The following is a 16391-nucleotide window of genomic DNA, read 5'->3' on the forward strand; positions in this document are numbered from 1 at the left end:
GTTCTTACCTATAACTATTTTTTGTAATGACTGGTGGCTGTTGCTCCGCTCCCATTACAGGAGCATCTTTGCTCGTGCCACCACTTTCACAGCAATTAAAGGTGCTTATTTTCTTCGTCACCACCGCAATCATGCGTTATGCTGCTTCCCACGTTCCGATAATTCTATCTATACATATATACTTAGGTGCTTGCTCTGAGCCTGCCAGTCCAACAGTGCCTGTAACACTGTAAGGTGTTTCGTAACTGCCATTTCTACTAAACCTCGCTGGCTGCCGTTTTTCAGACCGGCGCACATTTCTATACGCTCCTCGGTTTAGACCCGTACATTCGTAAGTTCGTCAGGTATTTCTACCATTCTCACCATATATATTTTGTAGACCCCCGGCATATAGGTCACAGCCTCCACCTCTGGAGACCTTTCGTTTGCGTTGTATCACAGCCGCAATTACGGTGACTCTCTGCCGACTTCACCGAGCTTCAGACCGCATTTCTGCCGCCTGTCGGAGTATCAGAGTAGGCATTTCAGGGCGTTACCCCGTCATTCTACCTATCGAATTATCAGTTCTATAAAGCATAGTCCTGCGGCTCCTTTCAATCCACAGAATATATTTTTAATGTGCTTTACGCCTAACCTTTTCAGTTAGGAACGTGTCGCACGACAGTCCAGGTCATGAAGTGCCACCAGACGGTCCTGCACATTGGTGCCTGCGCCCATCTTGGCGGTGCTGCCCAAAAGGACACGAACCTGACCGGTACGGACTTTAGAGAACAGCTCCTTTTTCCGCACTTCGGTATTGGCTTCATGGATAAAAGCGATCTGGTCGGCAGGCATCCCCTGGGCAATGAGTTTCTGACGAATATCGTCATATACCGTAAAGACCGGTTCCTGCTCCGGCAGAGGCACAGCGCCTTCCAATGCGTGAAGCAGTGGATTATCCAGCGTTTTCGCCGCCTTGCTTGCAGGAGCTTTGGCCTGTGGTGTAGAAATGTCGCAGAACACCAGCTGGGTCAGCTTGTCAGCTTTGCCGTCCCGCCAGATCTGCATGATGTTGTCCACACACTGATTGACCTTTGTGCCAGGTTCGTCCGGCAGCATCTGGTTGACGATCCTCTGGTCAAGCCCCAGCTTACGGCCATCCGAGGTAATCTTGAGCATGTTATCCTGGGACGGGTCAACAGTTCCGCTGTGTACCAGCGATGCACGCTCCGAAAGAGCTTTGACCATTTCCTGCTGATGTTCGGTAGGCTGCGCCACGATGTTGTGGTATTCCACTTCCGGGGTAGGCAGATTCAGCTGGTCGGCAGTCTTAATGTCGGCCACTTCTTTGAACAGGTTCATCAGCTCCGGCAGATTAAAGAACTTGCTGAATCTCGTTCTTGCCCGGTAGCCGGTGCCTTCCGGTGCCAGCTCCAATGCTGTGACGGTCTCCCCAAATCGGGAAGCCCAGCAGTCGAAGTGGGTCATGTTCAACTCTTGCAGACGTTCATACTGAAGGTAACGCTGCATGGTGTAAAGCTCGGTCATGGAGTTGCTGACCGGGGTTCCGGTTGCAAAGATAACGCCACGGTTTCCGGTAATCTCGTCCATATAGCGGCACTTGGCAAACATATCGGAGGATTTCTGCGCGTCCGATGTGGAAAGACCAGCCACATTCCGCATTTTTGTGTATAGAAACAGGTTTTTATAGTTGTGGGCCTCGTCCACAAACAACCGGTCCACACCCAGCTGCTCAAAAGTCACCACATCGTCTTTTCGCCCCTCGGCTTGCAGCTTTTCCAATCTGGCTTCCAGAGATTTGCGGGTGCGTTCCAGCTGCTTGACAGTAAAACGCTCGCCGCCGCTGGCCTGCACCTCTGCAATCCCCTCGGTGATCTCGTCGATCTGTTCATAGAGAAGCCTTTCCTGACGCTCCCGGCTGATGGGGATACGCTCAAACTGGCTGTGTCCCATGATGATGGCGTCGTAGTCACCGGTCGCAATACGGGCGCAGAACTTCTTGCGGTTATGGGTCTCAAAGTCCTTTTTGGTTGTGACTAAGATGTTGGCAGAAGGATAGAGGCGCAGAAACTCCGATGCCCACTGCTCAGTCAGGTGGTTGGGAACCACAAAGAGAGATTTCTGGCACAAGCCCAGGCGTTTGGCTTCCATCGCAGCGGCCACCATCTCAAAGGTTTTGCCCGCGCCTACTTCGTGTGCCAGCAGGGTATTTCCGCCATACAGCACATGGGCGATGGCACTTTTCTGGTGTTCCCGCAGGGTAATGGCCGGGTTCATGCCGCCAAAAGTGATATGGCTGCCATCATACTCGCGGGGACGGGTAGAGTTCATTTCTTCGTTATACTGGCGCACCAAAGTCTGGCGGCGCTCCGGGTCTCTCCAGATCCAGTCCCTAAAGGCTTCCCGGATAGCCTGCTGTTTTTGGGCAGCCAGAGTGGTCTCCTTGGCGTTTAGTACGCGGCGCTCTTTTCCGTCTGCGTCCTCTATGGTGTCATAGATACGGACATCCCGCAGGTTTAAGGAATCCTCCAGAATCTTGTAGGCGTTGGCGCGGCTGGTTCCGTAGGTGGTATAAGCTGCCACATCGTTGTAGGATACAGAAGATTTCCCCTTGATCTGCCATTCAGCAGTAAAGGAGGAATAGTTGACCTCAATGCTGCGCTGGAGATAAAACGGGGTGTTGAAGGTCTCGTACATAAACTGCTGGATGTACTCCTTGTCAATCCAGGTAGCGCCCAGACGCACCTCAATTTCCGACGCATCCAGGTCTTTGGGCTGGGCGGCGGTAAGAGCTTCCACATTGACTGCAAAAGAAGGGTCCTGCTGTGCCGCCCGCTGCGCCTGACGCAGTTTGCGGCGTACATTGCCGGAAAGGTATTCATCAGCAGTCACATAATGGGGTGTGCCGTCCTGTTCCAGCTGTCCCGGCACACGGAAGATCACGCCTTGCAGTTCTCCGGCCAGTGCTTCTTTTGTTTTTCCGGTAAGCCGACTCATATAGCTCATATCTACGCAGGCTTTTTCCGAGATGGACACCGCCAGTGCTTCGCTTGCCGTATCCACAGTAGCCACTGCCTGATGGGGCTTGATGGTCCGTTTGGTGAACATGTCCGCCTTGCGCTCCAGCTTTCCGTCCTCGTCGATAACTTCCAGCGCACAGAGCAGGTAATAGGAAGAATCATCTGCATAGGCCAGCCGGTTTGCACGGTCGTTGATGAGACCGTATTTGGCAGAAAAGCTGTCATAGAGTCGGTTCAGTTCCGCCTGTTTTTGGGTAATGATGCTGTCTGGAACCGCTGCATCCATCTGAAGGTCGATCAGTTCCTGCACACAATCACGCAGTCCCACAAGACCTTTCACACGGGCTTCGGCGGTAGCGTTGAGATCAGGGCACACCATGCGGCTGTTTTCCCGGTAGTACACCTGCCCGTCTACAATGGCATAAGAATAGTTCTTCACATTGGGGTCGGCAGGAATGGAGGTGTCAATGGCTTCGCCCTCGCCCAGCTCCGGCAGCTCTGCCTCCTGATAAGTGCCATGAATGTACTTCACAGCATCATGCAGCTGGTCGGAAAGCTCCAGTCCCTCGATAGGGTTCACGGTGTAATCCATACCATGAGCAGTGCTTACCGGTTCCTGTCTGCCCAGCACCATTTCCGGGTGGTCGATAAAATACCGGTTGATGGCAAACCCATCCTCCGTTTGTCCGGTCTGAGTCCATTCCGGCGCGATGTCCAGCGGACGGTCCCGCTTTTGGAGAAAGATGATGTCCGATACCACCTCGGCACCGGCATTCTTTTTGAACGCGTCATTCGGCAGACGGATAGCTCCCAGCAGCTCGGCACGCTGGGCAAGATAGCGGCGCACGGTGGAATCCTTGGCGTCCATAGTATAGCGAGAGGTTACAAAAGCCACCACGCCGCCGGGACGCACCTGGTCCAGTGCTTTGGCGAAAAAGTAGTTGTGAATACTGAAATTTAGCTTGTTGTAGGCTTTGTCATTGACCTGATACTGACCGAAAGGTACATTGCCGATGGCAAGGTCAAAGAAGTCACGCCTGTCGGTGGTCTCAAAGCCGCCTACTGTGATGTCTGCCTTGGGATAAAGCTGCTTTGCGATGCGCCCGGAAACCGGGTCCAACTCCACGCCGTACAGATGGCTGTTTCGCATTTTCTCCGGCAGCATACCAAAGAAATTGCCCACACCCATAGACGGCTCCAGAATATTTCCTGTCTCAAATCCCATACGGTCCACCGCTTCGTAGATGGCCTGAATGACCGTAGGGCTGGTGTAATGGGCGTTGAGGGTAGAGCTTCTGGCGGCGGCATATTCCTCCGGGGTCAGCAGTTCTTTTAGCTGGGCATACTCTAAAGCCCATACCGGTTTCTCCGGGTCAAACGCATCAGAGAGACCGCCCCAGCCCACATATCGAGAAAGAACCTCCTGCTGTTCGGGGCTTGCCTGCTGTCCGGCAGCTTCCAGCTCTTTCAGCAAACGAATCGCATTGACATTTGCCTGGAACTTGGCTTTCGGACCGCCTTCGCCCAAATGCTCATCGGTAATGCGGAAGTTTTTTGCATTGCGGCGCAGGTTAGCCTTGTATTCCTCATAGGAGGCTTCCTCGGCAGCTTCGGCATTGGGGAAGGTCTGCCACTGGCCATTGACCTGAATGGAAACCGGGTGTTCGTCCAGCACTTCCTCAAAGGTTTTCTCCGGCTCTGTCACAGGCGCTGGTGGCTCCGGCTCCTCGATATGCAGTCGTTCCACCACCACATCATAAGGCAGATTGTTCTTATCGCCCGGATAGACGGCCATGGTCTCGGAATGGAAGGTCGGGGATTCGGCAGCCGGTTGGGGCTGTTCCTGTCCCAAACCGTCCTGCTGACGGGCGTACATCCCGCGCAGCAAAGGTGCAACCTCATCCCAGCGAAAATACAGCATAGCCAGACGCTTTTCCTCTGCATCCATGACTTCCAGTTCTATGCCCTGTGCCGTGGTACGGTAATCGGCAATATCGCCGGTCTCCAGATTCAGTGTCTCGATCTCACCGGAATAGGCTCTGCTCAGCCAGTAGGCGATCTCGCTGTTGCTCCTGCCGGATTGCAGCAGCGTGGAAACCTGTTTTTTATCTGCTTCATCCATCAGTCCATGAGCCAATACATCCCGCAAGTCCTGATCTGCCTTGTCCGGGTCAATAGGAAGAAACTCGGTATAGTAAGCATTGCGGCGGTCTGCCCGAAGCAGCTGCTCGAACTGTTCTTTGCGCTCTGCCCGGTAGATGGGATATACCATCCCGGTGGGCAGAAGCTGTACGGTGTCCTCCCGTAGCTCGGTGATCTGATAGGCGTCATCCTCGATATACACGGTATCGCCCACGGCATAAACCGGGGCGGCAGGATCATAGGAGGTTCTTTGCGGAGTCGGGCGGCGAACTGCATCATATTCCTCATCGGAAATGGAAACCTCGGAAGTCTGTTCTGTCTCGGCAGCTGCGATCTGCTCGGCATCCGACATCACCTGTTGGATAAACGGGTCATTGTCCAGTTTTTCCGGGTCTGCCACCTGTCCGTTGACGATCCCTCTTTCCTCCAGGGCTTCCCGGATGGCGATAGGGTCGATGTCGTCAAAACGGTTCTGTTCTTCTTCGGTATAGAACCGGTCCTCCTGAATGAGCTGGGCAATCCGGCGCTGTACCTTCGGCCAGGGCAGCTGCGTTTCCTCCGGGCTGCCGGCACGGACAACGAACAGGCTGTTGCTGTTACTGCCGCCGTATTCCTGAGCCAGCCATGCGGCGGTATCTTTTTCTCTTGCATGGTCTTTCATATAGCGGACAACAGCGTGTTTACTCTCAATATTGCCGTTCCATGCACAAAGGGCGGTATCAATATCCTCCTGAGAAAGAGGGCGCAGACGCTCATGGAGCTTTGGATAGGTTTCGTCGATCACTTCCCGGTGCAGACGCTGACGGAACTCCGGCACATCGGAATAGAGCCGAATCAGCTCCATATCCTTAGAGCCAAGAACCGCACGGCGCACAGCGGCATTGCCCTCGATGACAGCATTTTCACGGTCGGAATGACCGCAGGCATTTCGATATGCCACATCCTCAGATATGGCGGCAGTCACCACAGGCTTATACTGCTCAAACTGCTCCCGAAGGGTAGGCTTTGGCGTTTCTTCCTCTATCTCCGGCTGCTGGGCATGAATGGCATCTTCTTCTGCCAGATCCTTTTCAGCCTGGATCTTGTCATACTGCGCTTGTTCCTGTTCGGTAAGATAGCGGCCTTTCTGGACAAGTGAAGTAATGCGCTTGGCAACCTTTTCCCAGTTCAAGTGAACATCCGGGCAGTCCTGCTTTTTATAGTGCAGTCCTTTCCCATCGTGATCTTCGCCGCTGTGTGTTGCGCCGGACAGGGCATGAGAGCGTCCGCCAATGCCATACTCGTCTTTAAGGAATCTCACTTTTTCCTTATCCGTATGGTTTTCCATGAAGAACGCATAGATACGGCCCTTTCCTCCGGCAAAACTGCTGCCGCCGGTCATGGCGGCGTCGATCTCATCCTCGGTAATGAAATGCTGGACGGTTGGCACTTGGGAAAGATCCGAAGAAAAGTTCTGCGTGGCAGGTCAAGATCCTTCAGGTTCTCCCAAATTTCCCTTGGCCTATGGTAATGAAAGCGCAACAGGTCACGGTCCTGCTGATAGGCAGTCCAGAAGGCGGCGTATTCTTCCTTGAGGGTCTGGCGGAAAGCCGGGTCACTCAGCTGCTCGGCAAGCCATGCAGTTTCTTCCGGGAACCCGGTTCTCTGAATACCGGACAGACAGGACAGATACCCGGAATCTCTGGCTTTATCGCTGAAATCGTGGTACAGATGCCAAAGTTTTTCTGCAAGGAGGGAGCGTTCATAGCCTGCCGCTTCTGCAAGCTCCACATTGGAGGCAAACTGGCCACTTTCCAAAAGTTCCCCGATGCGCTCTGCGGCACTCTCCCAGGAAATGACCTGGGCAGACCTGTCATAACGGACAGACTTCCCGTGGGAAAGATGGATACCATCCTCGGCATACCATACGCTCACGCTGCCAAGGCCGTTGCCGCCGTGGTACAGCGTTTTCAGTATCTCGGCAATCTCAGCGGTGGTTTTCTGCTTTTCAAATGCTGCAACCACACGCTCCCTCTGACGATCTGTATTGCCTCCCAAACGCAGCACATGGTCAATATCATTTTGGGCAAAAGAAAAAGCAGAGGATGTATGCGCTACATTCTCTGCTTCATCTATGGATTGGATCTGCTCCGCTTCGGAGAGGAACAGGTTTAGGGTCAGCTGTTGATAAGCTCCGCCATCAGGATTTCCTCGGCCTGAGCTTTGCAGGTGTTCATCAGCCCCACCCACTTCATGGGATCGCTGGCTTTCAGTTCCTCGGTGGCTCCCGCTTCCTTCGCCAGCTGGGGCATCATCTGCTCCAGTCTGCTCTGGGCGGTCTCGTCGATCTCCAGAAGGTGCGGGTACAACTTCTCGCTCAGCAACATCTGGTTGTAGAGGATGGGACGATGTTCCTTCAGGTAGGTTTTCCTCATCCTGCCGTACTTGCCCAAGGGTTTCTCCGGCTGCTGGCTCAACTTCAGGTCGGGAATCAGATAGTCTCCGTTCTGGATATAGGTCATGGGATTGTTCATCTTGTTTGCTCCTTTCTTGGTTGGCTTCGCGCTCTGCATTTCGGACGGTAACGCCGATCTGCCGCAGCACCTGCTGGTTGATCTGGCTGACCGCTGTTCCCAGCGCCCCGATGGTGGACGGGGTATTGAAATCAAAGATCGCCATGAAATCTTCGTGGTCGAAGTAGCGTTCCGGCTCCAGTCCACAGCGGGACATCAAAGCGTAAGTGATGCTGACGGTGGCGGCTGCCTTGAACTGCACTCCGATGTTATACTCATCATATTCCTCCAAAAAGGAACCGTCAACGATATAGAAGAAGTCCTGCTGATGCTCCGTCCAGTATTCCTCGGCCAGTTTTCCGGCTACCTCCGTGAGCTGTCCGGCAAGGTCATCACCGGAAACATCATAGGTGCGCTCCAGCATGGCCTGCACGGAATCCAGATGGCGCTCCTCCAACTGCCACAGCCAGGGAGTGCGGGAATGTTCACGGGTTCCGGTGTCGGAAATGTCAAAGACATAACGCAGGCGAGGTCTGTCCCCGGAATCATCCACCAGAGCGATTCCCTTGGAACCGCGCCTTACATAACGGCCCATCTTTTCATTCCACAAATCGTACTCCGCACAGGCGGTGGCGTCCGGTCGCTGGGCATAGATCATCAGCTGCTCATGGAACGGGTACTTGTAAAGGCGGGAAGCAGTAGTGAGAAACCCTGCCCATTCCTGCCAGCTCCCCGTGAGCTGTGTTGCCACCTTGTCCGCCATCTGCGCATATAGTTCAGCTTTGGTTGGCATAGTGTTCTGTCCTCCTTTCAATTTTGGGGTAAAAAGGCGGGGTGGCAGATCGCCACCCCATCCCTGCGGTTATGTTGTTTACTGGTCAAAATCCGGGTACAGCTCCAGTTCGGCAAACTTCTCATCGGTCATCGCACAGAGCTTCGTAAGGGCGCTGTCGGTCAACTCTCTCAGCTCCGTTTCCTCCGGCGAAAGCTCGCCGCGCATCTCACGCAAACTGTCAATCAGCCCGGTGCGGCTGCCGGTATTGTAAATGCACATCAGGTTCATTTCCTCAAAAGTAAAGTTTCCCATATCAAATCTCCCTTTCCGCACTCTTTTTGGGTGCTGTCTTTTTGTGTTCTGCCTTGGGCTGGCTTTTCAGCTGCTCCATGACGGACTTTTTCTTTTCCCGTTCCTCCCGATGGGCAGCGGCAGCCAGATCCATCAGGGAAATGGGCTGACCGCTGCGGGCCTGCTGTTCCAGCTCTGCCACCGTAGGCTCTTTTGCGCCATTGTTGATGATACCGTCGATCATGCCGTAATCGTCCTCCACGTCCATCTCCGCATTTTTCAGCGGATTTTCCGGCAGGAATCCGGGGATCTGGGTAAAACCAACACTGTCACAGTAATGACAGGATACCTTACCATCCTGCTTGATCGCAACGATGTCGCTGACACTCATGGAGGGACTATGAAAGTCCACGGGCTTTTCCAGATTGAATTGCTGATAGAGTTTCTCCAACTGCTCCGGCACCGTGCCAGACGCACTTAGCGGAGCTGTGTAAATGAGGTCATAATTGCTGCGGTCTATGGAAATGTCATGGGACTTTAACCAATCCAGATTCATAAAGCGCACATTCTGCGGATCGTCACGGCTCACCTGATAGATGGCAAAGCAATCTCTGTTCTGAGAGAGAAATGCCTGTTCGCGTTCCTGCTGATGTTCCTGACGCTCCATGACCTTTTCGTGGAACTGAGGGCTTTTCTCCCATTCCTCATGGTCCACACCGAAAAGACCGCCATGATCCATGATTTCCTGCGGGTCAAACACCATGCTCTCCGTATTGTCCTCATGCAGCACATAGACGGTCAAACCGGCGGCATCCAGTTCCAGCGCCCGTTCTCTGGTAACAGGGAGCATCCCATCATAGGAGTAGCCATATTCCTGCATATCCGGTGTGGAGACCTGCTCATCCGGCATGGGGTATTCATCCAGTGCCTGCTCCTGTGCCTCCGGCAACTGGGAAGAAGCAATCATCTGACTGGTCTCTGCCTGCATTTGCTGATAGGCCGCTTCCTGCAAGGTCTCAATCATGGACATAGGAGCGTGTCTGAGCGAAGTGCTGTCCAGATTGTTGTCATCACAAATCTGGAGAACTGCATTTTTGCGGGAAAGCTCCGGCATATCCAGCTGACCACCATCCAGCTCTTTCATGGATGCGGCATCGTAAAGGGTATAGTCCCATCCGCTGTCACAGGACTGGATATGAAGATAGGTGGCATCGTTGATCAGAAACAAAGCCTCCTGCTGGTTGGCATCCGCCCCAGCACTTCCATTTCCGGCATGGCCGCAGCCAGTTCCTTTACCGCTTTTTGCACCAACGGATTATCACGGTAATAGTCGATTGCCTGAATGGTGTCCAGGTCAATGGTCTGTCCGGTCAAAATCGGAAACGGTCCTTCATAGTCGCTTCCGTCTTTCAGCTCAAACCCAATCCCTTTGACCCCGTTCATTCGCTCTGCCGGAATTTCCTGATAGATGCGGACCGCCTCCTCCAAAGACAGGTTATCGTGATATTCTCCAAGGTTTGAAAACTCCATGCACTCTGCCACATAGTAAGTCAGATTGCCGGTTGGCTGCTCTATCGGGGCGGTTTCCGGCTCTGCCTTTGCATGGAGATCAATCCCACGCTCTTTGCATATTTCCTTATAGTGGCGCTCAATGTCAGAGATCAAAGTGCCGGAGGTCTTATTGATGGTCTCCAAACTGGCTCTCAGCTCTTTCAGTTCCTTGCCCTGACTCCAGCTTGCAATATAGCCGAAGCTGTTTTCTCCGGTCTCAATGCCAAAATATTTGCAGACCGCATAGGAGATGCTTTCAGCCTCCACTTCCTCCGTGTGGCGGTCTTTCCTCTGTTCTTGTAAAAACTGGGTGAGGGTAGAAAAGCCGCCAACAAAATTCAGCCCTTCTTCCTCGGTCAGGATCAGGCGTCCATCTTCCGCCAGCTCCAGCGGCTCTGTCAGCAGAACGGAACCTGCATGGTTTGCAACCACTTGTTCTTCTACACAGACCGGCTCTCCGGGGTCGTAGTCAGAACCGCGCAGGTCATAGCAATAAACGCCCTCCGGCAGATTATCACGGACAATCCGCCCATTGGAGAACAGACCGGATTTATCAAACAGCTCGATTTCCTGATATTGCTCGTCATTGGCAATCTGAATCTTTTTCTGATTGTGGAGCTTGCTGTGGGCAATCTCATGAACCGTGGCCGAAACCGTCTGCACCTCGCTCATGCCTTGGCGAATGGCGATTTTCTGATGATCGGCAGAAAAATAGCCGTCCGTATCGGCGGCCATTGCTTCAAAAGTGATCGGCACCGGCGCACTGCGGCGCAGAGCCTCCATGAATGCCTCATAATTTGGCACATTGCCGGAAAGGGAGGAAGCAAGCTCCGGCAAAGGTTTCCCGTCGGTCTGGCTTACATCAAAGACCTTGACCGGACGAAACATGGGGATTTCGATTTCTTTTTCCTCTGTGACGATCTTTCCGTCTTTATCCAGAATCGGAGCCTTGGTATCCGGGTCCAGCTTCTGCTCCTCGATTTTCTTCTTATACGGTGTGGGGGCGATGATGGTAATGCCATGCTCGCCCTTTTTTACATGACGCTCAAACTGGTCTTTCCACTTATTGTATCCGGCTACCAATGTAGCGTCCGGCTTCTGCATATAGATGAGCATGGTGTTGTTTACCGAATAGCGGTGGAAGCGGGACATGACGGACAGATAGCGCATATACTTTTCACTCTCAAACAGTTCCTTGATCCCCTGCTCGATGCCATCTGTGATTTCCCTTAGCCGCTCTCGGTTGGTGGGTTTGTTCTCAGCCATGATTTTCAATCTCCTTTCCAAGTGTGTGATTTCTGCTGTGTGTTCTGCAACCCATGCCCTTTGTTCTTCTTCACTTTCATAAAGAAAAAGGTCCAACAGGTACTCTACATAGGTTTTCTTCTGGATTGCTTCCACAAAGCGGGGGTGCGGTTCTTCCTCCGGTGTCCGGGGAGAATGGTCAATCCCCCATTTTTTCAGCAGATGGTAGTAATCGGACAGTACACGATAGCACCGCTGCCGGTCCTCCCGAAACTTTTGTGCCTCGGTTTTCTGCCGGACATACCTCCTGCGGGGAGGGGCCTGACTGTCATAGACCAGGCCAAAGTCCTGTGCCAGTTTCTCCGCCGCTTCTTTTGGGGAGAGGTCAAAGAGCTTTGCGGTAAAGTCGATCACATCCCCATCTGCACCGCAGCCAAAGCAGTGGAACCGCTGGTCTACCTTCATGCTGGGGTTCTTATCATCGTGAAAGGGACAGCAGGCCATACCATTTCGTTTGACCTCGATCCCATAAAACGCTGCCGCATCTCTGGTGCTGACCGACTGCTTGACTGCTTCAAATACATTCTCTGCCATGTGCCTTTAACTGCTGGACTTTCTCACAGGAGGCTGGTATCCGGCAGCTTTCGCACGCTCACTGGCAGCTTTGCGGCGTTCTGCGCTGTATGGTTCCCTGAGTGATACACACCGCTTGGGGACGGTAAAGTTATGGGCGTCCTTTCGGGTGATCTGGTCGGGGTGCTTTTTTGCCAGCAGTTCCAGCTTCTCCATCAGACGGGGATCGTGGGTGTAGACCTCAGCCATTGGTTCTGCCTGGTTATAGAGGAGAATGGTTTCCCGTTCCACTAAAGAGAGCTTCATCGGCTGCCTCCTTTCCGCTGGTCAAATTCCAGCTTAAAGTTGGCGTACTGTCCATCGTCCTCCAAAACCACAGCGGCATCGTAGGTCTTTCCGGTTTTCTCCGAATATAGGCCCGTCACACGGACACGGCCATCGTTAAGCAGTGCAGACACCACAGCCTTGGTCGGCTGTTTTTTCTTGGCAGCCCACCATTTGTTATTTTTCCAGATTGCAAATTTGCAAGAATCATTCTGACAGAAGAAGCCTTTTTGCAGTTCTGCAACTTCACCGCCGCAGCGAGGGCATTTGCCCACCACCTCACGGGGCGGAGTGAACAGGTACTCAGTTCCCTTGATGACCTGATAAGTTCCTACCAGATCTTTCAGCATGGTGCTGATCCCGTCCAAAAACTCCTCCGGGGCAAGCTGCCCGCGCTCGATCTCTCCCAGTCGGTACTCCCACTCGGCAGTCAGAAGCGGCGATTGCAGTTGTTCCGGCAGAACGGTGATCAGGGAAACTGCATCGTGGGAAGGGAGAAGCTGCACCGTTTTCCTGCTCTTTTTTCGTTCCAGAAAACCGGCAGATACCAGCTTTTCCAAAATACCGGCACGGGTGGCCGGTGTCCCCAGACCTTTTCGCTCGGCATCCTCCGGCATATCCTCTTTTCCGGCAGTCTCCATCGCGGACAACAGGGTGTCCTCCGTAAAGTGCTGGGGCGGACTGCTTTTGCCTTCTTTGACGATTGCCGCAGAAACCGAAAGGGTCTGTCCTTCAGTCAGCTCCGGCAGGGCTTTCTCTGCACCCTCTTTTTTCGGCTCTGCATCCTTCGTTTTGGCACGGTAAGCGTCCTCCAGTGCTTTCCATCCGGGGTGCTTCACCGTTTTTCCTTTGGCGGTAAATTCCCCACCGGCACACGCTGCAATCACAACGGTTTCCGAATAGATATGGGGCTGGGCCACGGCACACAGCAGACGCAGGGCCACCAGCTCCAGCACCGCTTTTTCTCCCGCAGGAAGGGCAGAAAGGTCTGCATCCTTGAGATTTCTGGTAGGGATTACTGCGTGGTGGTCGGTTACTTTCTTATCGTTGATGACTGTCTGCGGATCACAGGTAATGGCGATCCCTTTGCGAAACGGCATAGCATTGGCAACCAGATTCACCAACACCGGCAGGCTGTCTGCCATATCACCGGTCAGATAGCGGCTGTCAGTACGGGGATAGGTGCAGAGCTTCTTTTCATACAGGCTTTGCAGATAGTCCAGGGTCTGCTGGGCCGTAAATCCAAGCAGGCGGTTGGCATCTCTTTGCAGAGTAGTCAGGTCATAAAGGGCAGGTGGCTTTTCGAGCTTTTCCTTACACTCCACCTTTTTGATTGTGACAGCTGCATCCTGGCAAGCTTCTTTCAGCTGCTCTGCGCTTGCTCGGTCACTTATGCGCTCCCCAGATATGGTAAGACCGGGCAGCTCCAGCGCCACGGTATAAAAAGGAACCGGCTTAAAGGTGTCGATTTCAGCTTCTCGCTGGACAATGAGTGCCAGCGTTGGAGACATCACGCGCCCGATGTTGAGGGTGCGGTGGTACAGCACGGAAAAAAGCCTTGTGGCATTGATCCCCACCAGCCAGTCGGCCTTGGCACGGCAGAGAGCAGCATCCCGAAGTCCATCATAATCTACACCTGGGCGCAGGTTTGCAAAGCCCTCCCTTATGGCGGAGTCCTCCATCGAAGAAATCCAGAGCCTTTTCATCGGCTTTTGGCAGCCTGCCAGCTCATAGACGCTGCGAAAGATCAGCTCGCCCTCGCGTCCGGCATCACAGGCATTTACTACCTCCGTCACATCCGGGGCGTTCATCAGCTTTTTGAGAATATCAAACTGCTTTTTCTTATCCTTTCCCACTACCATCTGCCAATGCTCCGGCAGAATAGGCAGGTCATCATATCGCCACTTGGCATACTTGGGATCATAACTGTCTGCATCCGCAAGACCGGCCAGATGGCCCACGCACCAGCTGACACGCCAGCCGTTTCCCTCCAGATAGCCGTCCTTACGAGCAGTCGCGCCGATCACGGCGGCCAGACTTTGTGCAACCGATGGTTTTTCAGCGATTACAAGCTTATATCTCATCATCTTCAGCCTCCCATTCTTCCCGCACAGGCGTGTGCAGTTTTTTCTCTATGCTGTTTTCCTCATCCAGTAGCAGGTTATAACCAAACCGGTAGTCATAGCGGTACAGTTTCCCCAGCAGGTCATTGATGATGATGCGGCAAGCCAAAATGACACGGGTTTTATCCACCTGCATCAGTTGGTAGCGTTGATAATTGCTGTAATATTCTTCGTGACGGCGGGTATTGCAGGCGGCATCTTCAAGTAAACTATCTACTGCATCCTGGCAACCATCTTCTTTTTCCCCTTCCATGCAGTTCAGAAGTTCCATCATCAAAGGAAAGCTCTGTTCATCCATAGGAGCTTCTGCTGCAAGAAAACCGATCAAAGCGGATAAGAGCAGACGAGCCGCCGTCTGTTCTTGTTCCGTCAGCACGGCCATTGTTTTCTCCGTATTTGGCAGGATCTTTTCTTCCACAAAATCTGCCGCATCGTCGGAACAAAGCTGACGGATAGAATCTATGGACAATGAAACTGTCATGGTATCTAAGGAGAAATCAAAGGGGTCATCTTGCTTTGGCTTTCTCCAAAGTTTGTTTAACATGGTAGAAAGAATGTCGCCGCCAAAATACACAGCAATTACCAGCAGGTCAAAAACAGCAATCAGCTTGATAAATATAATCAGAACACTCATTTTTTTCGTTTCCTTTCTTTGAGCCAGCGTTCCATCTCACGATGGCAGATACCTACGCAGGGACTTCCATAACTCCCGCAACCATAGCAGGGGTGGTTGTGGGATAAAGAATGAGGACGGGAAGTTTCCCTCCCGCCCTCCGGCCTGCGTGTCATCATGCGTTCATAGGGACTGTCTGTGAAACGGGTCATTTCACGCTGTCCTCGTCATCTTCTTCTGTGCTGCCCCATCAGCGTCCGGTTCGTCCGACTCCTCATCCTCGGTTTCCCATTCCTCGGAATCTTCCTCGCCATAATCATAATCGTCCAGACTGTCATTGCCCTTGGTCTTAGGTTTATTCTTCATGAGCTTCATGTAGGCAAATACGCCACCGCCGCCCAGCAGAGCCAGCAGAAGAATCAGCGCAGCCGGATTTAGTCCGGCAGGCTTCTCTTTTTCCGGCTCCGGTGTTTCTGCCGGAGGTTCCGGTGCTTTGCCCGTACATTTACTCTTATCAGTTACACAGACCTGACAGCCCGTATTGACTGCCCCTGCTTCACATTTTGCCGTGCAGCTGCATACCGCAGGCGGCTCCTCTTTTGCTTTTCCATCTTCCATCAGTGCCATCAAATCCGCTTCATCCACCTGATTCAGAAAGTGAACAGCAGTCTTTTTATCCTCATTCGCCCTGTCAATCAGGATGTAAAAGTAATTTCCAGCTTTGGTCGTAACAGTAATAAGCTGCTTATTGCCTCCAAAATCATCCACCAGTGCCGCATTCCCCTCCGGTGTAAGTGCCGGTGCTGGTTCTGTTTCTTCCACAGTAACATTGCTGTCATTGGTAGAATCCTCTGCCGGTGCCGCCGGAGCCTGTTCTGACCCCTGTGCAAAAGCAGGGATCGTAAAGCCAAATGCCACAACCATTGTCAGGCAAAGGGCGGAAAGTGTTCGGAGCAATCGTTTATTCCTCATAGCTGTTTTCCTCCTGTTCGTTATTGTCATCAGCCAAACTGCCGGGAACTGTGCCACCGGACAGCATGGCGCTCAACTGGGTCGGGGTCATACGCAGGGCGCGCACCATCTGGACGATCTCCAGATTTTCTGCCTCGGTTTTCTGTGCTTCCAGCGCCTTGAGCTTTTCCTGATACTCTGCGATCTTCTCGCGGACCTTTGTAATCTCCTGGTCAATGCGCTCAATTTTGTTCTTTGCCATCGTCTATCACTCCTTCTTAAAAATCTCTG

9 protein-coding genes and 2 pseudogenes are annotated in these 16391 nt (G+C 52.9%); 1 reads left to right on the plus strand and 10 read right to left on the minus strand.

Translation table 11 applies throughout. The features are described 5' to 3' along the window. Positions 1–660 precede the first annotated feature (660 nt). Together EIO64_RS12735 and EIO64_RS12740 are read right to left on the minus strand one after the other, a co-directional pair. Positions 661–7391 (minus strand): annotated as a pseudogene (locus EIO64_RS12735) (SNF2-related protein); the annotation flags it as partial. Then, the gene (locus tag EIO64_RS12740) at positions 7319–7675 is read right to left on the minus strand and encodes a TnpV protein (RefSeq protein ID WP_081016879.1); all 357 of its coding nucleotides are present in this window, start codon (positions 7673–7675) and stop codon (positions 7319–7321) included. The gene EIO64_RS12740 and the pseudogene EIO64_RS12735, both read right to left, overlap by 73 nt. Between EIO64_RS12740 and EIO64_RS12745 the strand changes: the two genes are divergently transcribed. Beyond that, positions 7662–8429 carry a hypothetical protein gene (locus EIO64_RS12745; protein ID WP_249390671.1) on the plus strand — a complete coding sequence of 256 codons (768 nt, stop codon included), beginning with the start codon at positions 7662–7664 and terminating at the stop codon, positions 8427–8429. The two genes, EIO64_RS12740 and EIO64_RS12745, sit on opposite strands and share 14 nt — an antisense overlap. 96 nt (positions 8430–8525) lie before the next feature. On the opposite strand, the gene EIO64_RS12750 is transcribed toward EIO64_RS12745, so the two are convergent. The 8 genes and pseudogenes from EIO64_RS12750 to EIO64_RS12790 all read right to left on the minus strand — a co-directional run bounded on the left by EIO64_RS12750 (position 8526) and on the right by EIO64_RS12790 (position 16362). Next, positions 8526–8741 carry a transposon-transfer assisting family protein gene (locus EIO64_RS12750; RefSeq protein WP_003526257.1) on the minus strand — a complete coding sequence of 72 codons (216 nt, stop codon included), beginning with the start codon at positions 8739–8741 and terminating at the stop codon, positions 8526–8528. Between the two features lies 1 nt (position 8742). Next, positions 8743–12110, minus strand: a pseudogene (locus EIO64_RS19040) (YodL domain-containing protein). Positions 12111–12116: 6 nt separating this feature from the next. Then, complete coding sequence (locus tag EIO64_RS12765) at positions 12117–12395, minus strand: immunoglobulin (RefSeq protein WP_136891452.1); 279 nt, start codon at positions 12393–12395, stop codon at positions 12117–12119. Continuing rightward, positions 12392–14500, minus strand: a complete 2109-nt coding sequence (locus EIO64_RS12770; protein ID WP_136891453.1) for a type IA DNA topoisomerase — start codon at positions 14498–14500, stop codon at positions 12392–12394. The genes EIO64_RS12765 and EIO64_RS12770 overlap by 4 nt, the downstream gene beginning before the upstream one ends. Beyond that, positions 14487–15170, minus strand: coding sequence for a conjugal transfer protein TraG (locus EIO64_RS12775; RefSeq protein WP_136891454.1), 684 nt, complete (start codon positions 15168–15170; stop codon positions 14487–14489). The genes EIO64_RS12770 and EIO64_RS12775 overlap by 14 nt, the downstream gene beginning before the upstream one ends. Further along, complete coding sequence (locus tag EIO64_RS12780) at positions 15167–15361, minus strand: hypothetical protein (protein WP_003526245.1); 195 nt, start codon at positions 15359–15361, stop codon at positions 15167–15169. The genes EIO64_RS12775 and EIO64_RS12780 overlap by 4 nt, the downstream gene beginning before the upstream one ends. Position 15362: 1 nt before the next feature. Next, complete coding sequence (locus EIO64_RS12785; protein ID WP_136891455.1) at positions 15363–16121, minus strand: DUF4366 domain-containing protein; 759 nt, start codon at positions 16119–16121, stop codon at positions 15363–15365. Beyond that, positions 16111–16362 carry a DUF4315 family protein gene (locus tag EIO64_RS12790; protein ID WP_006777886.1) on the minus strand — a complete coding sequence of 84 codons (252 nt, stop codon included), beginning with the start codon at positions 16360–16362 and terminating at the stop codon, positions 16111–16113. Before EIO64_RS12790 ends, EIO64_RS12785 begins: the two co-directional genes overlap by 11 nt. Positions 16363–16391 lie beyond the last annotated feature (29 nt).

Source organism: Dysosmobacter welbionis, from assembly GCF_005121165.3.
Lineage (GTDB): Bacteria > Bacillota > Clostridia > Oscillospirales > Oscillospiraceae > Oscillibacter > Oscillibacter welbionis.